Raw genomic sequence first — 18,603 nt, forward strand, 5'->3', positions numbered from 1 at the left:
GGGATCATGGGAAAATTCGTATTTGTCGGACCGATTAATTCGGATTTGCCGCCAAAACAAGACTCGTATTCTGTCCGCCGAAACCGAACGAGTTGGAGAGCACGGCAGAAACCTCCGCCTGACGCTTCACATTCGGCACGACATCAAGCGGAATAGCCGGGTCCGGATTGTCATAATTGATGGTCGGGGGCAGGGTACCCGTCTGGATCGTCAGCAGCGAGAAGACGGCCTCGATAGCACCCGCAGCGGTCAGCGTATGGCCGATCATCGACTTGTTGGACGAAACCGGGATGGAGGCAAGCTTGTCGCCGAATACGGTCGAAAGCGCCAGATATTCCATCTTGTCGTTTTCCGGCGTCGAGGTGCCGTGGGCGTTGATATAGGAAATCTGCTCTTCGGTCAGACCGGCATCGGCCAATGCGGCGCGCACCGTGCCAATGGCAGGCGAAGCATCCGGCTTGGAACGGGTGCGGTGGAAATCATCGGCCTTTTCGCCGCAACCGGCCAGAATGCCCAGAACCTTGGCGCCGCGTGCAACAGCGCTTTCGAGTGATTCCATCACCAGCGCGCCGGACCCTTCCGACATGGCAAAACCATCACGATCCTTGGAGAAAGGCTTGGAAGCCTTTTCCGGCTTGTCGTTCTGGGTGGAAAGGGCCGAAAGCAGCGAGAAGCGGATCAGGGCTTCGGCAGAGACGGAGCCGTCAGTTCCGATGGAAAGAACCCGATCACTTTCGCCACGACGGATGGCTTCGACACCAAGCTGGATCGCTGTCGCACCCGAGGCACATGCGGTCGAAAGCGTGATCGGCAGGCCGCGCGTGCCAAAAGCTTCCGACAGGCGTTCAGCGATATAGCCGAACTGGGTCGTATTGAAGAGGTCATTCTGACGGGCGCGGCGGCATGCTTCCAGCAGGAGCTGATAGCTTGCCGGACCTTCATTCTTCACGGTCGCATCAAGTGCAAACCGGCTTTTCCAGTCCAGTTCGACCGGAGGAGCTGCCAGAAAAAGCGGACCGCCGAAATCGGTAGACGAAAGACCGGACTGGGCAAGAGCTTCCTCACCTGCGAGCCGGGCCAGCGCTTCGGAGAGCGCCGATGCGCCCACATCGCTTTCGGCCAGGAAATCAACCGTTCCGGAGAAACGTGTATTGAGATTGTCGGTTGGAAAGCGGGTGATGGCATGGATACCCGATTTTCCGCCGGTCAATGCAGCCCAGTTGTCTTCCTTGCCCTGACCGAGCGAGGAAACCACACCTGCGCCGGTGATGGCGACAATGGGACGGCCGAGATGGTCTGTATACTTCGTCATCTTATACTCTCACCAGCTTTGCTGCGCCTTCGGCACGAGTCGCTCCGACTGCGGTGACAATTGCTTCGCTGATTGGGCCACTGGCATCCTTTTCGGATGCATCCAGCGGTGCAAAAGCCTCGCCTTTCCAGACGGATATGGCCGCAAGTGCCAGCGCCAGCGGGAACTGCGCTTCGCGCAAATGACCGGTCAGGCCGGATATGCCGCGATAAGTGGCTGACAGAGCGTCCAATGCGGTTTTCTCCGCGCCGGTCGCTTCATGGGCGCCGGAAGCAGCGGAAACAACATAGGAGGGGTCCTTGCCGCCATTGGCTGCAAGGATGAGTTCGCGGATGGTGTTCGTGAGATCGGCATTGTGGCGCCGGATCTGTGCACTTTCGATGCCAGCAACTTCCGCATAGGCGCGTGCACCGCGCTTGGCTGCGTGGTCAGCGCTTTCCAGAACAAGGAACACGCCGCCGGAACCGGAAATCATGCCGCCGCCAGCCGAACCGTCACGCTGCCAGAGCGGTGCCCAGCCATCATGCTTGAGCAGTCCGCCAAGCTCGTGACCGAGAATCATGTCGAAATGTTCGGCATTGTAGGAACCGCCAACCAGCGCATGAGTGCTCTGACCCGTGCGAATGCGCGCGGCTGCGGTTTCGATAGCCGAAAGGCCGGAACCTTCTTCGCCCATGAAGGTACGCGAAGAACCGGTCACCTTGTGGACGATCGAAATATTGCCTGCGAGCAGGTTGGAAAGCTGCGCCAGAAACAGGGTCGGGCGCAGTTCGGTCGAGAGTTTCTCGTTCAGCATGACGCCGCGATCGTTGCGAGTGCGGCCTTCATCCAGAATCTGCATATCGACGGTGATGTCGCGTTCGCCACCACCGGCACCCACGACCATATCCATGGTCGCGCAAAGCGCCTCGTCGTCCTTCATGCCAGCATCCTGCAGAGCAAGCCCTGCGGCATAGGTGCCAAGGCGCTGCCAGGTTTCCATCTGGCGCTGATCGCCACGCTTTGGAATCTGCAGGCTCCAGTCCACTTCACCCAATGGATGAACAGTGTAGGGCGCAAAGGCTTCCTTTTCGAGGTGCGGCTCAGTGCCAGCCTTCGAGAAAGCGTTCCAATGCACATCGACCCCTTCGCCGAGCGAGGAGATGATGCCGATACCTGTGATGACGACTTTATTGTTCTGCATGGGTCCCGTTTGTCCGTCGATGCTGAGACTGCTCTGACACGCGAAAAATTTGCGCTACCAGAAACGGAATCAGGGCGAACATTTCTGTTCACCCCTCAATACCGCCATATTATGTGCCTGATCAGCCTTTTTTGGCTGCAACCAGCTCATCGATTTTTGCGCAGAGGTTCTTGAGAACGAAATATTCTTCGGTCGGAACCTTGCCTTCGTTCACTTCCTGGGTCCACTGCTCAAGCGGAATCTTGATGCCGAAAGCCTTGTCGATGGCGAAGACGATGTCGAGGAAGTCGAGGCTGTCGATGCCCAGATCGTCGATGGTGTGGCTATCTGGCGTGATGGTGTCACGGTCGATTTCACTGGTTTCGGCGATGATGTCGGCGACTTTGTCAAAAGTAGAGGACAAGTTTCGATTCCTTTATTCATGGCGGTGCCACAGTTGGCACGCATCTGACTGTTTGCGCGTGTCTAGCGTTTTTCCGGTGACAGGGAAAGTCATATTACTTTCATAGTCACCGAGCTTTCAAAACCGCATATAAGGCGCGCAACATACGAAGCGCAACATAAAGACAAACTCTAATTTTGGAAATATTCTCAAAACTGAGTTATTACAACTGGGCTAGGGTTCGTTTCTGACGCGCCGCACAAAATACCAAAGACCAACCGCAGCACAGGCGATCATCACAATTGCCAGTGCGTATTGCACCGGGCCATTCCCCGATGCAATTGCCACGAGGCCTGATGTCACGCTCCCCATTGTCCCCAAAGCTTCCGGGTGCTTCAAAACAGATGTGACGGCCATATCGCCCTGACGGGCCTTGGGTGAGATATCATTCGTCGGTCCTGCGGCATGGATGATGGGCGCGTTGGCTGCGAGCGCCAGAGCGCGAGAACGCACCCGTTCGACACGGGCGAGCCAGCCTTTGCCGAAGGTCGAGGCTGTAGACAACCTTTCCAGCCAGGATGCGCGTGCATCACACAAAGCATTGATGACCTCGTCGGTAGATCGCATATTGGCGGCCGCAACCGTCTGGGCTCCAATTATTCCATCTTCGGGCAAGCCCAGAATACCTTGCAGCATTCTTGCCGCGCGTGCGGGACCTGAATTGACAGAAAAGTCGAACAGGGCGTAGTCGAGACCCGAAGGCAGGTTGTCTCCGTCGATCTTGTTCCAGAATTGCGCCTGATAGATTTGCGTGGCAGTTGCTGGCGTCATTTCCTTTACATCTTCGGGCGATACCTGATGTCCGTCCCACGCGGACAGGGTTGCGATGGTAATACCCATATTGGTTGCGCCGCCGGGATCAGCGGGATTGTCTGCATATCCGCCTTCTTCACTAAAAATATAAGGCATGACTTTCTGGAAATTCGACTTCATTGAAAAAGCCTCTAATTTAGTATTTATCGATAAAAAACAGTAATTTATAGCTCAGGATATCATTGGTTCTTCAGAAGAAAATAGTGTGAAAACTACTTGTTCATGCATTCAATCAAGATTGGTTCAAAATCATTATTTGATCACGATGTGTCTTGCGTACTGCACGATGATGCGGCTTCATGAGCATCTCATCGCTGCATCATTGACAGGCGGGCAAAAGTGAATTCGGAAATCTTTGGATATGCACCGGACGGGCAGGCGGTTCACCGGCTCACGATCTCCAATGGCCCGCTGACGGCCAGGATCATCAATTGGGGCGCAGCCATTCAGGATCTGCGCATGGAGGACCATGCGGCTCCGCTGGTGATCGGCTATCGCGACTTTGCCGATTATCCGGCCCATTCACCGCATCTGGGTGCGATTGCGGGTCGTTCGGCCAATCGTATCCGCAATGCCCGGTTTGATCTGGACGGAACGACTTACGAGGTAGAGCCAAATTTTCAGGGCCGCCACAATCTGCACGGCGGCAGCAAGGGGCTCGGCAATCGCGTCTGGAAGATAACCGGAAACGGTCTGGATTTCGTGACGCTTGCGACGGTGGCAACCGATGGCGAGATGGGGTTTCCCGGCAACCTGAATGTCAGCTGCACCTATATGCTCACCGGGGATGGGACGCTCATCGTGCGGCTGGAAGCGGTGACCGACAAGCCGACCGTCTGTAACCTGCTACATCACAGCTACTTCAATCTCGATGATGGCGGCGAGGGCGATATTCTCGATCATCAGCTCAAGATCGACGCCGACGCCTATATGCCGGTCGATGATGCTCTCATTCCGGACGGACGCGTTCTGCCGGTCAAAGGAACGCCTTTCGATTTCCGGGAGTTCCGTCCGATTCGCTTTGAGGAGAATGGCAGTCAGGTCCAGTATGACAGCAATTTCTGCCTGACCGCAGCGCGGGGACCATTGCGCCCATGCGCGTCGGTCAAGGGCGCTCGTTCCGGTATTCGTCTCGATATCTCAACGACAGAACCGGGCGTTCAGTTCTATGCGGGCAACACCATGGCCAATGATTGCATCGGCCTGATGGGCAAGCCTTACGGAAAACACGCGGGTTTCTGTCTTGAGCCGCAGATATGGCCGGGATCGCTGGAATATCCGTATTTCCCGCAGGCAATATTGCGTCCGGGTGAGATTTACGCCCAGACCAGCCATTTCAGCTTTTCACGCGAAAAATAATCAATCAGCAAAAGCGGCGCGTGCGGTTTCCATCGGAGCGAGCGCGCCGCGTATCTCAACGACACGCGCTGCAACCAGATGCGCCTTGCGGGCTGCATCCACCGGAGCAAGCCCGTTCAATCGCGCAGCAAGATAGGCACCGTTGAAGCTGTCGCCAGCGCCGGTGGTGTCCACGGCTTGCGCCACAACGGACGGTACTGACACACTTTCATCGCCGGAGACGACCAGAGCCGGTTCGGTGCCGTCCTTGACGACGATCTCTTTCACGCCGAGTGCGGCAAGGCGATCTGCACAAGCAGCGGCATCCTTGTCGCCAAAGAGCGCTTGTTCATCGGGAAATGTGGGTAGGGCAATATCCGCAATGCGCATCGCTTCGCTGATGATCTCCTGCGCAACTTTCCGGTCGGGCCAGAGCTGGTGGCGGAAATTCGGATCGAACGCGATTCTTGAGCCGGCGGCACGGCACTCCCGCAAGACATCGAAAAATGTGTCGCGATGCTCGGGCAGGATGATGGCGATTGAAATGCCCGAAAAATAGATGATGTCACGGCCGGTCAGGCTTTTTTCAAGGGCTTCGCGGTCGCTGGCGAGACGCCTTGCGGCGGCGTCGCTCCGCCAATAGGTGAAGGAACGCTCGGCGCCGTTGAGCGTGATTGCGTAAAGACCGGGATGAAGCCCGTCAATAATGGGGCTATGGGCGATTCCGATTCCATTTGATGTCAGGAATACGCGCTGCTTCTGGGAGAAGCTGTCTTCGCCGAAAGCGGTCACATATTCGACAGGGTAGGATTTCTCCATCAGCGCCCGCATGTACCAGGCGGTGTTCAGCGTATCACCCGCAAAACCCATGCGCCATTGATCGCCTTCATTGCCTGAAAGCTCGATCATGCATTCGCCGATAGACGCAAATCCGCCCATGTCAGTCTCCTCACTTCCAATGGGGCTAACGCCTATACTAATTTGCCGTTATGTAAAATTGGTTTGTCGGTAGTCATCCAGCCTTTATCGACTTGCCACATTCATTGTGTAAGCATCCCCCGACTGCATCGCCCTCAAAATCGGGATAGCTTTTCAAAAGCACGATGCATTACCTGATATTTTGGAGTTCCGCTGACGCCGTGTAGCGAACCTCAGCCAAGGATTTGACATGCGTTATGCGATTTATTTCACGCCGCCATCCAATGATGCGCTTTTGAAGGTTGCCGCAAACTGGCTCGGGCGCAATGCGTTCAGCGGGGAACCGGTCAAGATGCCTGCGATTCGCTCGCTCGCGACCGCTGAAATCGCCCAGCTGACCGAAGAGCCGCGCCGTTATGGTTTTCATGCGACCATGAAAGCGCCGTTCCGTCTGGATGAAGAACATACTGAAAATGACCTGCTTTCCGCATTGATGCATTTCGCATCGTCGGCGTCACCGGTCGTCATTCCCCGTTTGAAGCTGCATGCAATTGGCCCGTTCTTCGCTCTCGTGCCGGAAGAGCCGGTTGCTGAGCTAAACCAGCTCGCCAATGATGTTGTCGTTGCCTTCGACCGGTTTCGCGCACCGCTCACTGAGGCGGAAATTGCAAAGCGGCGGCCGGAGCGTCTCAGCGAGACACAGCGGCACAACATCGAACGCTGGGGCTATCCTTATGTTTACGAGGAGTTCCGCTTTCACATGACCCTGACCGGCCCGGTTGAGGAGAAAGACCGCGCTCGCGTGGAGCGGACGCTGGACGAATTCTTTACGCCGCTGCTGGACGACGCCGTAGAGGTTGCGAATCTCGCGCTGTTCGTGGAACCTGAGAAAGGGGCTCCTTTCGAGATTCATTCGCTGCATCCTCTGACCGGTGGCAAGGTTGCGTCTGCTCGGGCCTCACGAGCGGTTGGGAGGCCGTAAGCAATGGGAAATGAAACGGTTCTGCGCAACGCCCGTATCGTGCTCTCCGACGATGTCGTTCTCGGTTCTCTGAAGCTCGTCGGCGGCAAGATCGCCGATATCTCTACCGGCACCTCCAGTATTGGCGAAGATATGGAAGGCGACTTCCTGACGCCGGGACTGGTGGAACTGCACACAGATCATCTCGAAGGACACTATGCTCCGCGCCCCAAGGTGCGCTGGAACCCGATTGCCGCCGTGCAGGCGCATGACGCACAGATTGCTGCCTCCGGGATTACCACCGTTTTCGACGCATTACGCATTGGCTTCGATGATGACGCCGAGACGGGTATCGACGATATGCGCAAGCTTTCGTCGGCGATTGCCGAAGGCCGCGATGCGGGCCGTCTGCGCGCCGACCATTTCCTGCATTTGCGTTGCGAGGTTTCGGCACCCGATTGCCTTCCTGCCTTCGAACAGTTTGGCAATCAGGCGCTGGTCAGGCTGGTATCGCTGATGGATCATGCGCCGGGGCAGCGTCAGTTTACGGATATCGAAACCTACAAGACATATTTTATTCGCAAGCTGAAATTCTCGGAAGAAGAGTTCCGGCTTTATTGCGAGCGGCGCATTGGGCAGTCCCAGCAATATTCCGCGCCGACACGCAAGGCGATTGCCGAATTGTGCCACCAGCGCGGGGTTATTCTGGCGAGCCACGATGACGCGACGACAGAGCATGTCGCGGAAGCACAGGCACAGGGAATACGCGTCGCGGAATTTCCCACGACACATACAGCTGCGAAAGCGTCAAAAGATTCCGGAATGTCGGTGCTTATGGGGGCGCCGAATGTCGTACGCGGCGGTTCGCATTCGGGAAATGTGTCTGCGCGCGAGCTGGTCGAAGCCGGGCATCTCGATATCATATCGTCGGATTATATCCCGGCCAGCATGATGCAGTCGGCGTTTTTTCTCGCTGATGTCGTCGAGAATATCTCGCTTCCTCAAGCCATTCGTCTGGTTTCCGCCAACCCCGCCAAAGCGGTGGGGCTGGAGGATCGCGGCGAGATTGTTGCCGGCAAGCGAGCTGATCTGGTTCGTGTGCAGATTGCCGATCACGTTCCGATCATCCGCACCGTTTGGCGAGAGGGACGGCGGGTTATTTAGAGCATCGATCTGATTGGATCAGACCGACGCTCTAAATATTTCTATTTCAAGCATAATCTTATCGATCCTCGTTTCACTCCGGTCGGATTATGCTCTAACCTACCGGGATGGGCGTGGTCGGTTCCAGCGCCAGTCTGCCATTATCCAGAATATCGAGCTGCAGAGAGCGATAGCTTTCAATGCTCAGATGGGATGTCTTTGGGGAGTGCGGATGCGTTGCGGTGACCACGACAACGCTCGCACCGGCAGTTTCTCCGGCAACGATACCGGCTGGCGCATCCTCGAACACAAGGCAATTGTGCGGATCGAAACCAAGTCGTTTCGCGCCAAGCTGAAAACATTCGGGGCTCGGCTTGCCACGCTCTACATCTTCGGCGGAAACGATGGTCTTTGGCATCGGCAGTCCTGCTGCGGCGACGCGGCGGGTAGCAAGTTCAAGTGGCGCCGAGGTAACGATTGCCCAACGGTCTTGCGGCAATGAACTGAGAAAGTCATACGCGCCGTCGATAGGTGCGATACCGTCCAGATCCGCCATTTCGGCCTGAAACAATATCTCCGCCTCGCGGATCGGGTCCACGCCCGGCAGAGCGAGGCGACGGACGGTTTCGACGGCCCGAACACCGTGGATCGTCGGCAGGAATGTGACCGGATCGATGCCATGACGTATCGCCCATTCGCTCCACACACGTTCGGTCGCTTCAATGGAACTCAATATCGTGCCGTCCATGTCGAAAAGAAACGCATCGAATGATTTGCCGAAAGGGGAAAAGGAGGTCACGCTGAATGTCCTTTAACTACGCAGATGAGAATCGGGAGAATGCTTCTGTGATTGATCATAATGTTTATTGGGTGAGAAGACAGTCTTTGGAGCAGCCAGAGTCCCCACATCGGGTATGAAAATTCGCTTCGGCTCACTATATTGAGGAGCGACTGCAATATTGGTGAAACTTGATCATTTCGATCAATTGTGGCTTTTGGCACCCTTCCGAATTCAAATAAATGCCGAAAGCGTCGACAGCGACTGAATCGCATTCTCAGGATTGTTGTATAAATGACTGAAATAAAATCAAAAAAACGCAACTATCCGGATGTGCGCTTTGCTGTTGCGCCCATGATTGACTGGTCGGACAGACATTGCCGCTACTTTCACAGGCTCTTTTCCAGGCACGCATTGCTCTACACTGAAATGGTCGTGGCGGATGCCATCATTCACGGCCCGCGTGACCGATTGTTGGGTTTCGATGCTGCCGAACATCCTGTGGCACTGCAGCTGGGCGGTTCCGATCCGGTAAAGCTGAAAGAGGCTGCGAAGATTGGCGCCGATTACGGTTATGATGAAATCAATCTCAATGTCGGTTGCCCGTCGGATCGTGTGCAGTCAGGTACATTTGGCGCTTGTCTCATGCAAACCCCGGATGTGGTGGCGCGTTGCGTTTCAGCCATGAAAGAGGCCGTTTCCGTGCCCGTTACGGTCAAATGCCGTATTGGCGTTGATGATCAGGATGTGGAAGTTGCGCTCGACACTTTGACCGATCTGACGCTTGACGCGGGCGCTGATGCGCTTTGGGTCCATGCCCGCAAGGCCTGGCTGAAAGGATTATCGCCCAAGGAGAACCGCGAGATTCCACCACTCGACTATGATCGCGTCTATCGCCTCAAGGCGCGGCTTGGTGATGTTTTCGTCGGCATCAACGGGGGGATCAACACACTGGACGAAGCAGAGCAGCACTTGCAGACGGTCGATGCGGTGATGCTCGGTCGCGCCGCTTACCATAACCCCGAGATTTTGGCGGAGGTGGATGCGCGCCTTTATGGCGGCGATCAGGCGGATACCTCGATCGCTGATATCATCGATGACATGTGCGTTTACACTGATCGCCATATCGCGGCAGGTGGCAGGCTTTCGCATGTGAGCCGCCATATGGTCGGGCTTTTTACCGGACAGCCGGGCGCGCGGCGCTGGCGGCAAATCCTTTCGACAGACGCCACCAGGCCGGGCGCAAACAGCGACGTGCTGCGTCAGGCCTATGCCGTCGTGGCTGAAGCGGCAGCAGAAGCTGCTTAGAATACGTTTCGATCTGATTGGATCAGATCGGCGCTCTCAGTATTTGTTTCGACGCGCATCTTATCCGAAAACCGTTTCACACTTTTCGGGATGCACTCTAATCAATCAGAATAAGCTGGTCGCCGCGGACAGTGAACCCGCCGAGGGTTTGCAGGAAGTTCATGCCGAGCAGGCTGCCGGTCATCAGGCCTTCCTTTGTCACCATGGCGCGCACATTCTGGCGTTCGATATCGCCAATCTGCAATGTAGCAATATTGATGACTGCTGCACTTGCCGTGCCATTGGCCGTCATGATCGGAACGGAATAGTTGAGCGAGGCGGTGTCTATGCCTGCGCGCTCTGCATCTTGCTGTGACAGGACAACCGAAGATGCGCCGGTATCGACCAGAAAGTGAACGCGTTCGCCGTTTACGCGCCCGTTGACCTCGAAATGACCGTTTGCAGCCTTTGCAAGCGTGACAGTCAGGGCACCATCGGCATTGCGGCCCGAAATAGGACTGCCGGGGATTAGCCCGGCCGTGACCCGGCTGGCGACGTCCTGCAGCTCATAACGATACTGGTAGCCTGCGACGAGACCGAGGATAATCACGGCCCACATGGCCATATTGCGCGCAAAGTCGGTCAGCTTGATGCCGGAGCCGAGCAAGCCAGCGGCAAGCACGACGCCCCAAATGCCCAGATAGGCTGCGCGGGCAAACACGTCATTGTCCATGCCAAGCGTTGAGCCGCTGTCATTGTTGGACATCAGCAGCAGGACAACAATCGCGACTGCCGCAATAATGAGCCAGAAAAAGCGCCCCATCAGCCAATTCTCTTTTCTACAATAATCTCATGCCTGTCGGCGAGAAGCGCCCAGACGGCCATTCGCTCTTCTGCACTCATGCTGGACCAGCGTGCGATTTCATCCAGCGTCCGGGCACAGCCGAGGCAGAAGCCGGTTTCCGTATCTATCGTGCAAACCAATATGCACGGGGATTCGATGGTTGTCGTGTCCATGAATGCAATGTGGTTGCATCAAAGGGCCATGACAAGCCCGGCGAGGACGGCAACCGAACCGATCTGCTGCGCCGTGCCTAGCGTGTCACCCGTCTGTCCGCCGATTTTTGCGATACAAAGTCTGGCAAAGCCGAAAAGCAGACCTGTTGCCAGCACAAGCGCATTGATGAGCGAGAGAAATCCACCCACCGGAATGAGCGTGAAGACAAGAAAGACCAGCCCAATCCCGAAACCGCAAACAACGGTCTCCCATTGTGGCTGGCCAACACTGTCGGACAGACCACCGGGACGCGCGGAAGGAAGGGCGTGCCAGAATGCCAGCATGCCTGATCGGCTTGCCGCCTCGCAGCCGACCAGCGCAAGTGCTGCGTATCCCGCGCCTGCGCGGTCGATGATCGCCATCAGTAGAGCCGCTTTCAAACCGACGAAGACAATCAGCGTCAGCGCCGCGAAAGTTCCAATGCGGGAATCTTTCATGATATCCAGCCGACGATCAGGCGAAGAAGCACCGAAGAAACCGTCAGCAGTATCGCCCAGACCGTCTTCATGGAGCGCGCCGGTCATAGCCGCCAGGGCACCAATCGCGAGCAGCGCGCAGGCAAGGGATGGCAGGTTCACTTTATAGGCCATGAAAAGCACAGCGCCTGCCAGCAGGCCCAGAACCGCTCCCGCGAGCGGAAAGGCACGGGCATCGCGCGGCAACGAATCATCGCCGTTCTCGAACCAGCTCTGTGGAAGCGGCAGGCGGCTTAGAAAGCCCAGACTCCGGATCGTGTCGCCAATGAGACTATTTCGCTGCAAGTGACTGTTCCACTTTGTTTCCCGAAACGGATTTCCGCGATAATTCGCCTCAATGTTGCTTCAACTCAAAGAGGTGATTTGAAAATTCGCGTCAGTGCTTATAGGACGAGCCCAACGAATTTACACCTCCCATCATTGATTGGACTGAACTTATGAGCGCCAGCGGCCTACCTTTTGACGATTTCCGAGAATTGATCCGAAATCTGCCGGGGCCTGATCTCGGGGCGGAAAGGGCCGTTCGCGAGCGTGAAGCTACACTGACCAAGCCTGCCGGCTCGCTCGGACGCATGGAAGACATCGTGGCATGGCTTGCCGCATGGACTGGCAAGCGCACACCGCAGATCAATCGCCCGCTGGTCGCGGTGTTTGCTGGCAATCACGGGGTTACGGCCAAGAACATCACGCCATTTCCGCCAAGTGTCACGGCACAGATGGTCGAGAATTTCGCCGCCGGTGGCGCAGCCATCAACCAGATCTGCATTGCCAACGATCTGGGGCTGAAGGTTTTCGATCTGGCGCTGGAGCATCCAACCGGCGACATTACCGAAGAACCGGCCATGGATGAGCGCACCTGCGCCGCGACCATGGCTTTCGGCATGGAAGCGATTGCCGGTGGAACCGATCTCTTGTGCATCGGCGAAATGGGTATCGGTAACACTACGATTGCAGCGGCAATCGCGCTGGCACTCTTCGGTGGTACGGCGGAAGACTGGGTAGGGCCGGGCACGGGCTCAACGGGTGAACTGCTGCAGCGCAAGCTCGCCGCCGTTCGTCAGGCCGTAGCCCTCCATCAGGCACACCTGCAGGACCCGCTGGAAGTGCTGAGCCGTCTCGGCGGTCGTGAAATCGCAGCCATGGCCGGTGCAATTCTGGCGGCGCGCATGGAGAAAATTCCGGTCATCGTCGACGGTTTTGTGGCAAGCGCTGCCGCAGCTATTCTCTATGCCGCCAATCCGGAAGCCATCGACCATTGCCTGTTCGGCCATGTTTCTGCCGAGCCGGGCCATCGCAAGCTTCTGGAGAAGATGGGCAAGCAGCCGCTTCTTGATATGGGAATGCGCCTTGGTGAAGGAACCGGTGCGGCGCTCGCAGCCGGTATCGTCAAGGCGGCAGCGCTGTGCCACAGCGGCATGGCCACGTTCGAACAGGCTGGAATATCCGGTTCGAAATAACGGTCACCGCATCGTCAAAAAGCCCGCCGTATGGCGGGCTTTTCTTTTAAATCAATAGCTTAAAAACATCAGTTGTTGTCTTTGTCGAGCACCATGTAGTCGAGCGGCAATTCGGTGGTGTACTTGATCTGCTCCATGGCGAAGGACGAAGACACATCGCGAATTTCGATCTTGCTGATGAGGCGCTTGTAGAAAGCGTCATAAGCGCCGATGTCCGGCACGGCTACACGAAGCAGATAATCCACATCACCGCTCATGCGGTAGAATTCGATGACTTCAGGGAATTCCTGAACCACTTCAGAAAAGCGCTTCAGCCATTCATGGCTGTGGGAGCTTGTGCGCACCGATACGAACACCGTCACCCGCGCATTGACGCGGATCGGATCGAGAATGGCGACACGGCGCTTGATGACGCCATCTTCTTCAAGTTTCTGGATGCGGCGCCAGCATGGCGTCGTGGAAAGGCCAACTTTCTTGGCAACGTCTGCCACCGCAAGTGTCGCGTCTTCCTGCAATAAGCGCAGTATCTTCCTGTCGAGCCTGTCCATGCGTTTCCGTTCCCGGTTTTAGAAATCGTTTCCCGAACTATGCGAATAGGTGAAACGTCATACCTTATGGTTCGCAATGATCCGAAGTTACAGGAAAAATATTCTGATGAAAACGAATGGAGTAAAAATTATTTATCGTCTTGGATGAGGTCTCGCACTTTTGCCTGAAGAACAGGCACAACTTCAGCATCGAACCATGGATTTCTTTTGAGCCATCCGCTGTTGCGCCAGGATGGGTGCGGCAAGGGCAGGGCGATTCGACCCGCCGGATTGGGTGTCTCCAAGAAATACCGCCAGTTCCTGACGGTTTCAGTCAGATTGCGGCCCCGATAGTCGGGCAGGTGATAGGCAAGAGCGTATTGTCCGACGACGAGAATGAATTCCAGCTGCGGCATTGCCGCGAAAACACGGTCATGCCAGGTCTGGCGGCATTCGCGGCGCGGCGGGAGATCACCGCCATGCTTGTCATAACCGGGAAAGCAGAAGCCCATCGGGACGATGGCAAAGCGTGACGGATCATAAAACTCCTCACGTGAGACGCCGAGCCATTGCCGCAGGCGATCGCCAGACGGGTCGTTGAACGGCAGGGAGGTGTTATGCACGCGAATGCCGGGAGCCTGACCGCAAATGGCAATTCTCGCTGTATCCGAGACGATGCAGACGGGATTGGGCTCGTGCGGTAGGGGCGGCGGAAACTGCGGTGTGTCGCGACAGATGCGGCAAGCCCGGATCGAGTGACTGAGTTCGTCCAGTTTTTCCATGAATACTATCAGTTTCGGGGCAGGATCATTTCGATGAAGGTTCGAATATGTTCCCTAATATAGGTAAAGCCATCGCCGATTACAGCCAGCAACGGTTCGCGGCCGGACGGCTGTTCAATTTCAAGATCGCGATGGTCCTTGCGCCATAGGGACGGTTGCTCAAACTGACCGGCCCAGATGCCAAGCCGGTTGCGGCGGGCGTCGCGTTCCTCGCGCTGATAATCGCCGTAGGAGACGGCCCAGCCCTGTTCAACCATCCAGCGGTTGAGGTCGGTTTCCCCAAGATAACAGCGCGCCAGGTCGCGATTATACTGATCTCGTCCCTCTTTCTCGCACCGAATCGAGGACTTCCCGATTCTGGCCCGCAAGATGTTGCGGGCTTCCTTGCCGCAATCGTAAGGGGTTCCTGCCCGAACACACTGCTGTTGCATCTCCGGTGCGTCGATACCCTTGAGACGTATATGTTTCTTGCTGAGAACGACAGTATCGCCATCAATCACATAGACCGGCCCGTTCAATGCCTCTTTAGGCGCCGATTGGATTGGCAGATAGGCGATAAGCACGGCTAAAAAAGAAAATAGTAATATAGTCAATAAGATACTGCGAAAGCTTATGCTGTTGCTTTTGCGAGCCGGACGATAGGGACGTCTGTAAGGGCGACGGTATTTGCTCATAGATAGCTTCGCGACTCCCCGGCATCCTTCATTTTGCGCAGACTGCGAGCTCCTGTCGCTGACGTCAACAAGAGCAGATTGTTGATCGGAACAACAGTCAGTTTGTTGTCAATTAGCAACAGTCTTTACCGTTGCTTTAGGTTAGAAAGAGCTCAGGCACATTTTGCCCATTTCCCGCCACAAACTGGCGTCACCGATCATGGAAAGGCAGAAGCCACCAAAGTATTGAGAGCTGTCAGGCTCCAGCAGGATAGGCAGGAATGACGAAGGGCGCGTTGTTGCACAGCAAACGGATTGGGAACAGGATCACCCCTGTTCGCGCACCCTTTATTCTTTCCAATGATGGTAAGGCTTTTTTCGGCCAAGATCGGGTCTCAGTCTTGACGAAAACAGCGTGCATTCTGTCCTCTATGAATGTTTCCTCTGAATGTGAAAGACCAGCGTTGTGATGCGTATCCGCAGTTTTTCATATAGCGCCCTTGCTATGGCTCTCGGCTTGGCCATTGCCTGTAACAGCGCCTTTGCTTTCGACCTTAATGACGATTCCGAAAAGTCGAGAAGCCCGTTTGAACTCTTCAAGTTCGGCTTTTCCGCATACAAGAATGGTCATAAGGACGAAGCGATCAAGGCACTGCGTTATGCTGCGGATCGCGGCCATCAGGGTGCGAAGTGGAAACTGGCCCGCATGTATGCCGATGGCGACGGCGTGCCGGAAAATGACTATGAAGCCTATAAGATTTTCGAAAAGATCGTTCGCGAAGGTTCGGAACCGGGTTCGGAAAACGACTCTTATGTGGCTGACGCTCTCGTGGCGCTTGCAGGTTATGTGAAGCGCGGCATTCCGGGCTCGCCGGTCAATGCCAATCCGGGTATGGCACGCAATCTCTATGTGCAGGCCGCCTCGAATTTCGGTGATTCCGCTGCCCAGTTCGAGCTTGGCAAAATGCTGCTCGACGGCGACGGCGGAGAACGCAATTCCATTCAGGCCGCACGTTGGTTCCAGCTTGCCGCCAAGAAGGGTAATGCCGGTGCGCAAGCCATGCTCGGCAACATGCTGTTTCAGGCAGGCAAGACCGTTCGTGGCCTCGCTATGATGACCGCAGCTTTCGAACGCTGCCCGACCGAAGATTGCCCATGGATACGCGATATGCAGGAGCAGGCATTCTCGATTGCCGGCGAAGCGGACCGTCGTAATGCGATTGCACTCTCCAGTGACTACGTCACCAAAGGCGACTTCTGATTTAACTGGAAACGCTATGGTCTTGATTTAGCGTCAGTTCTCAGACCGAAAGCGTTATCGTCACCGGCACATGGTCGGATGGCTTCTCCCACGCACGAACGTGCTTTTCCACATCACTCGATATGAAACGATTGGCCGCCTCCGGCGACAGCATCAGATGGTCGATACGGATGCCGTTGTTCTTCTGCCAGGCACCAGCCTGATAATCCCAGAACGAGTAAATCCCGCTATCGTCGGTTGACGCACGGATTGCATCGGTAAAGCCCAGATTTTCAAGCCTGCGGAATGCCTGGCGCGATTGTGGCTTGAAGAGCGCGTCGCCCACCCACTGCTCGGGATTCTTGGCATCGTCCGGCTCGGGAATGACGTTATAGTCACCGGCAAGCACCAAAGGTTCTTCAAGAGCAAGGCGATCTTTCGCCCACAGCTCAAGCCGCTGCATCCACGAAAGCTTGTATGGAAATTTCTCCGTGTCCACGGGATTGCCGTTCGGCAGGTAAAGTGAAACGACGCGGACAACGCCCTTGTCTGTTGAGTAGACACCTTCGATAAAGCGCGCCTGCTCATCGCCATCGTCGCCGGGAAGACCGCGATTGACCTCATCCGGCGATTTCTTGGACAGAAGTGCGACGCCGTTTAAGCCCTTTTGGCCGTGTGTTTCCACATGATAGCCGAGCGCTTCAATCTCCAGGCGCGGAAACTGGTCATCGACCGACTTGATTTCCTGCAGGCAGGCAATATCGGGCGAGGACTCCTTCAGCCAGTGCTGGAGGTTCTCGATACGGGCTTTGACGCCGTTGATGTTCCAGGTCGCGATTTTCATATCGCTATGATTATGCGCTTGGGGAGGTGAGGGCAAGCAGGGCGCAATCGCGCGTCACAGCTTTTCATCGGCCACAATTTCGATTTCCGGGGAAAAATCGGCTCAAGACTATTTGTATTGGCGGTTTTGCATTCCTATTTGCTCTGGACAGGAGCCAAACAGGAGATATTCGAATGTTCGACGCCAAGAAACTTCTCGAGCAGTTTCTGGGATCACAAGTACCCGGTACGTCGGGAAGTGTCCGCGACAAGGCCGGGCAGGTGACAGACCTGGCAAAGAAGAACCCGCTTGCAACGGGAGCCATTGCCGCCGCCATTCTTGGCACGAAGACCGGGCGCAAGCTCGCAGGCAATGTGGCGACCGTCGGCGGCATCGCTGCCATCGCCGGATTGGGATATCTTGCCTACAAAAATTACAAGTCCGGTCAGGCACCGCAGACGGCCGAACAGCCGGTCGCGAAGGAGCCCGAGCTTCTTCCTCCGCCCCCGGCCGATTCTCCGTTTCACCCGCAATCTCCCGCTATGAGCAACAGTTTTGCGCTGACACTCGTGCAGGCGATGATTGCCGCCGCCAAAGCCGACGGTCATATTGATGATGCCGAGCGGGCTCGCATCATGGAGAAGGTGAAGATTTCCGGTCTTGATGACGAGGCGGAAGCCTTCCTTGAGAAGGAGCTTGCCGATCCCGTTGATCTCAATGTTCTGGTTTCAGCCGCGCAGACTGAGGAGCAGAAGGTCGAGCTTTATACGGCTTCGCGTCTTGCAATAGACCCCGATAACAGGGCTGAACGTGGATATCTGGATATGCTGGCTGGTCGTCTCGGCCTGCCGGATGCCCTGGTGGATCACATCGAAGCGACGGTCGCTTCGGTAAAGGTTTGAGGCCGGTTGTTTTCCGGCAGCCATGAAAAAAACCGGCCGCCACATGGCAGCCGGTTTTAAATCTTCTATTCGCGTATTCGCGCGCCCGTCAGATGGCGAAGCTGGTTCCGCAGCCGCAGGCCGAAGTGGCGTTCGGATTGCGGATCTGGAACGACTGTCCCATCAGATCGTCGACGAAATCGATTTCCGAACCATCCATATAGGGAACTGAAATGGAATCGATCAGCACCTTGGCGCCGAGCTTCTCGATGACGATGTCGTCGTCGGTCTGCTCATCAACCAGATCGTATTTATAGGAGAAACCGGAGCACCCGCCGCCCTCGACAGAAACGCGAAGGGCAGTCTTTCCCGGTTCCGATCCGAGAATCTTGGCGATCCGCTTTGCTGCGGAATCTGAAACGGTAATGCCTGTCATCTGCCTTGTTCCGTTTGCAATTGCGAATATCGAACCGGGTGATTTCTCCAGATTTCCGATAGCCGCATACTTGCCTTCATGATTAGCTGATAGCTA

Annotated in this window: 21 protein-coding genes; 7 read left to right on the forward strand and 14 right to left on the reverse strand. The window is 55.9% G+C overall.

The window, feature by feature from the left end; all coding sequences use genetic code 11:
* Positions 1-34: 34 nt before the first annotated feature.
* The 4 genes from FG152_RS07180 to FG152_RS07195 form a co-directional block, all read right to left on the reverse strand.
* A complete protein-coding gene (locus tag FG152_RS07180) occupies positions 35-1,312 on the reverse strand; it encodes a beta-ketoacyl-ACP synthase (RefSeq protein ID WP_010661218.1) in 1,278 nt (425 codons plus the stop codon).
* Position 1,313: 1 nt separating this feature from the next.
* Positions 1,314-2,495: a beta-ketoacyl-ACP synthase gene (locus FG152_RS07185; RefSeq protein ID WP_010661219.1), complete on the reverse strand. Its 1,182-nt coding sequence runs from the start codon at positions 2,493-2,495 to the stop codon at positions 1,314-1,316.
* Between the two features lie 121 nt (positions 2,496-2,616).
* Complete coding sequence (locus FG152_RS07190; protein ID WP_006466638.1) at positions 2,617-2,898, reverse strand: acyl carrier protein; 282 nt, start codon at positions 2,896-2,898, stop codon at positions 2,617-2,619.
* A gap of 213 nt (positions 2,899-3,111) precedes the next feature.
* On the reverse strand, positions 3,112-3,870 hold the full coding sequence (locus tag FG152_RS07195; RefSeq protein ID WP_010661220.1) for a glycoside hydrolase family 108 protein: 759 nt from the start codon (positions 3,868-3,870) through the stop codon (positions 3,112-3,114).
* Between the two features lie 219 nt (positions 3,871-4,089).
* Between FG152_RS07195 and FG152_RS07200 the strand changes: the two genes are divergently transcribed.
* A complete protein-coding gene (locus FG152_RS07200) occupies positions 4,090-5,109 on the forward strand; it encodes an aldose epimerase family protein (protein WP_279721830.1) in 1,020 nt (339 codons plus the stop codon).
* Here the strand turns inward: FG152_RS07200 and FG152_RS07205 are convergent, their stop codons facing one another.
* Positions 5,110-6,027, reverse strand: coding sequence for a sugar kinase (locus FG152_RS07205; protein WP_036586839.1), 918 nt, complete (start codon positions 6,025-6,027; stop codon positions 5,110-5,112).
* A 229-nt stretch (positions 6,028-6,256) separates the two neighbouring features.
* Between FG152_RS07205 and FG152_RS07210 the strand changes: the two genes are divergently transcribed.
* Positions 6,257-6,988 (forward strand): DUF1045 domain-containing protein, encoded by a 732-nt coding sequence (locus tag FG152_RS07210; protein ID WP_036586837.1) that lies wholly within the window; start codon positions 6,257-6,259, stop codon positions 6,986-6,988.
* Positions 6,989-6,991: 3 nt separating this feature from the next.
* On the forward strand, positions 6,992-8,131 hold the full coding sequence (locus FG152_RS07215; protein WP_036586836.1) for an alpha-D-ribose 1-methylphosphonate 5-triphosphate diphosphatase: 1,140 nt from the start codon (positions 6,992-6,994) through the stop codon (positions 8,129-8,131).
* A gap of 94 nt (positions 8,132-8,225) precedes the next feature.
* Here FG152_RS07215 and FG152_RS07220 read toward each other — a convergent pair whose 3' ends face one another.
* Positions 8,226-8,909, reverse strand: a complete 684-nt coding sequence (locus FG152_RS07220) for an HAD family hydrolase (protein WP_036586834.1) — start codon at positions 8,907-8,909, stop codon at positions 8,226-8,228.
* A gap of 273 nt (positions 8,910-9,182) precedes the next feature.
* Here FG152_RS07220 and dusA point away from each other — a divergent pair, with 273 nt between their 5' ends.
* Positions 9,183-10,196: a tRNA dihydrouridine(20/20a) synthase DusA gene (gene dusA, locus FG152_RS07225; protein ID WP_036586832.1), complete on the forward strand. Its 1,014-nt coding sequence runs from the start codon at positions 9,183-9,185 to the stop codon at positions 10,194-10,196.
* Between the two features lie 97 nt (positions 10,197-10,293).
* Here dusA and FG152_RS07230 read toward each other — a convergent pair whose 3' ends face one another.
* The 3 genes from FG152_RS07230 to FG152_RS07240 are packed head-to-tail and all read right to left on the reverse strand — an operon-like array spanning position 10,294 to position 11,993.
* Entirely contained in the window at positions 10,294-10,998 is a 705-nt protein-coding gene (locus FG152_RS07230) for a TIGR02281 family clan AA aspartic protease (protein ID WP_010661227.1), read from the reverse strand.
* A complete protein-coding gene (locus FG152_RS07235; RefSeq protein ID WP_012092224.1) occupies positions 10,998-11,192 on the reverse strand; it encodes a DUF1289 domain-containing protein in 195 nt (64 codons plus the stop codon). The genes FG152_RS07230 and FG152_RS07235 overlap by 1 nt, the downstream gene beginning before the upstream one ends.
* Before the next feature lie 18 nt (positions 11,193-11,210).
* The gene (locus tag FG152_RS07240; RefSeq protein WP_036586831.1) at positions 11,211-11,993 is read right to left on the reverse strand and encodes an adenosylcobinamide-GDP ribazoletransferase; all 783 of its coding nucleotides are present in this window, start codon (positions 11,991-11,993) and stop codon (positions 11,211-11,213) included.
* A 152-nt stretch (positions 11,994-12,145) separates the two neighbouring features.
* Between FG152_RS07240 and cobT the strand changes: the two genes are divergently transcribed.
* Positions 12,146-13,165: a nicotinate-nucleotide--dimethylbenzimidazole phosphoribosyltransferase gene (gene cobT / locus FG152_RS07245; protein ID WP_036586830.1), complete on the forward strand. Its 1,020-nt coding sequence runs from the start codon at positions 12,146-12,148 to the stop codon at positions 13,163-13,165.
* Between the two features lie 68 nt (positions 13,166-13,233).
* Here cobT and FG152_RS07250 read toward each other — a convergent pair whose 3' ends face one another.
* From FG152_RS07250 to FG152_RS07260, 3 genes are all read right to left on the reverse strand, one after another.
* Positions 13,234-13,713, reverse strand: coding sequence for an Lrp/AsnC family transcriptional regulator (locus FG152_RS07250; RefSeq protein ID WP_010661230.1), 480 nt, complete (start codon positions 13,711-13,713; stop codon positions 13,234-13,236).
* Positions 13,714-13,841: 128 nt separating this feature from the next.
* Positions 13,842-14,483 (reverse strand): uracil-DNA glycosylase family protein, encoded by a 642-nt coding sequence (locus FG152_RS07255; protein ID WP_029376248.1) that lies wholly within the window; start codon positions 14,481-14,483, stop codon positions 13,842-13,844.
* Positions 14,483-15,148 carry a thermonuclease family protein gene (locus FG152_RS07260; RefSeq protein WP_036586828.1) on the reverse strand — a complete coding sequence of 222 codons (666 nt, stop codon included), beginning with the start codon at positions 15,146-15,148 and terminating at the stop codon, positions 14,483-14,485. The genes FG152_RS07255 and FG152_RS07260 overlap by 1 nt, the downstream gene beginning before the upstream one ends.
* 448 nt (positions 15,149-15,596) lie before the next feature.
* On the opposite strand from FG152_RS07260, the gene FG152_RS07265 reads away from it, so the two are divergent.
* Entirely contained in the window at positions 15,597-16,388 is a 792-nt protein-coding gene (locus FG152_RS07265; RefSeq protein ID WP_010661233.1) for a tetratricopeptide repeat protein, read from the forward strand.
* Between the two features lie 40 nt (positions 16,389-16,428).
* Here the strand turns inward: FG152_RS07265 and xth are convergent, their stop codons facing one another.
* Positions 16,429-17,211: an exodeoxyribonuclease III gene (gene xth / locus FG152_RS07270; protein ID WP_498985635.1), complete on the reverse strand. Its 783-nt coding sequence runs from the start codon at positions 17,209-17,211 to the stop codon at positions 16,429-16,431.
* A 173-nt stretch (positions 17,212-17,384) separates the two neighbouring features.
* Between xth and FG152_RS07275 the strand changes: the two genes are divergently transcribed.
* Positions 17,385-18,092 (forward strand): tellurite resistance TerB family protein, encoded by a 708-nt coding sequence (locus FG152_RS07275; protein ID WP_010661235.1) that lies wholly within the window; start codon positions 17,385-17,387, stop codon positions 18,090-18,092.
* Between the two features lie 88 nt (positions 18,093-18,180).
* On the opposite strand, the gene erpA is transcribed toward FG152_RS07275, so the two are convergent.
* Positions 18,181-18,507, reverse strand: a complete 327-nt coding sequence (gene erpA, locus FG152_RS07280; RefSeq protein ID WP_006471759.1) for an iron-sulfur cluster insertion protein ErpA — start codon at positions 18,505-18,507, stop codon at positions 18,181-18,183.
* Positions 18,508-18,603 lie beyond the last annotated feature (96 nt).

Source organism: Ochrobactrum sp. XJ1 (assembly GCF_024701725.1).
Lineage (GTDB): Bacteria > Pseudomonadota > Alphaproteobacteria > Rhizobiales > Rhizobiaceae > Brucella > Brucella anthropi.

What these genes read in the sequence shown, in the direction of transcription:
- FG152_RS07180 (WP_010661218.1), bottom strand. Translation starts at nt 1,312, where the DNA reads ATGACGAAGTATACAGACCATCTCGGCCGTCCCATTGTCGCCATCACC.
- FG152_RS07185 (WP_010661219.1), bottom strand. Translation starts at nt 2,495, where the DNA reads ATGCAGAACAATAAAGTCGTCATCACAGGTATCGGCATCATCTCCTCG.
- FG152_RS07195 (WP_010661220.1), bottom strand. Translation starts at nt 3,870, where the DNA reads ATGAAGTCGAATTTCCAGAAAGTCATGCCTTATATTTTTAGTGAAGAA.
- FG152_RS07205 (WP_036586839.1), bottom strand. Translation starts at nt 6,027, where the DNA reads ATGGGCGGATTTGCGTCTATCGGCGAATGCATGATCGAGCTTTCAGGC.
- FG152_RS07210 (WP_036586837.1), top strand. Translation starts at nt 6,257, where the DNA reads ATGCGTTATGCGATTTATTTCACGCCGCCATCCAATGATGCGCTTTTG.
- FG152_RS07215 (WP_036586836.1), top strand. Translation starts at nt 6,992, where the DNA reads ATGGGAAATGAAACGGTTCTGCGCAACGCCCGTATCGTGCTCTCCGAC.
- dusA (WP_036586832.1), top strand. Translation starts at nt 9,183, where the DNA reads ATGACTGAAATAAAATCAAAAAAACGCAACTATCCGGATGTGCGCTTT.
- FG152_RS07230 (WP_010661227.1), bottom strand. Translation starts at nt 10,998, where the DNA reads ATGGGGCGCTTTTTCTGGCTCATTATTGCGGCAGTCGCGATTGTTGTC.
- FG152_RS07235 (WP_012092224.1), bottom strand. Translation starts at nt 11,192, where the DNA reads ATGGACACGACAACCATCGAATCCCCGTGCATATTGGTTTGCACGATA.
- cobT (WP_036586830.1), top strand. Translation starts at nt 12,146, where the DNA reads ATGAGCGCCAGCGGCCTACCTTTTGACGATTTCCGAGAATTGATCCGA.
- FG152_RS07250 (WP_010661230.1), bottom strand. Translation starts at nt 13,713, where the DNA reads ATGGACAGGCTCGACAGGAAGATACTGCGCTTATTGCAGGAAGACGCG.
- FG152_RS07260 (WP_036586828.1), bottom strand. Translation starts at nt 15,148, where the DNA reads ATGAGCAAATACCGTCGCCCTTACAGACGTCCCTATCGTCCGGCTCGC.
- FG152_RS07265 (WP_010661233.1), top strand. Translation starts at nt 15,597, where the DNA reads ATGCGTATCCGCAGTTTTTCATATAGCGCCCTTGCTATGGCTCTCGGC.
- xth (WP_498985635.1), bottom strand. Translation starts at nt 17,211, where the DNA reads ATGAAAATCGCGACCTGGAACATCAACGGCGTCAAAGCCCGTATCGAG.
- FG152_RS07275 (WP_010661235.1), top strand. Translation starts at nt 17,385, where the DNA reads ATGTTCGACGCCAAGAAACTTCTCGAGCAGTTTCTGGGATCACAAGTA.
- erpA (WP_006471759.1), bottom strand. Translation starts at nt 18,507, where the DNA reads ATGACAGGCATTACCGTTTCAGATTCCGCAGCAAAGCGGATCGCCAAG.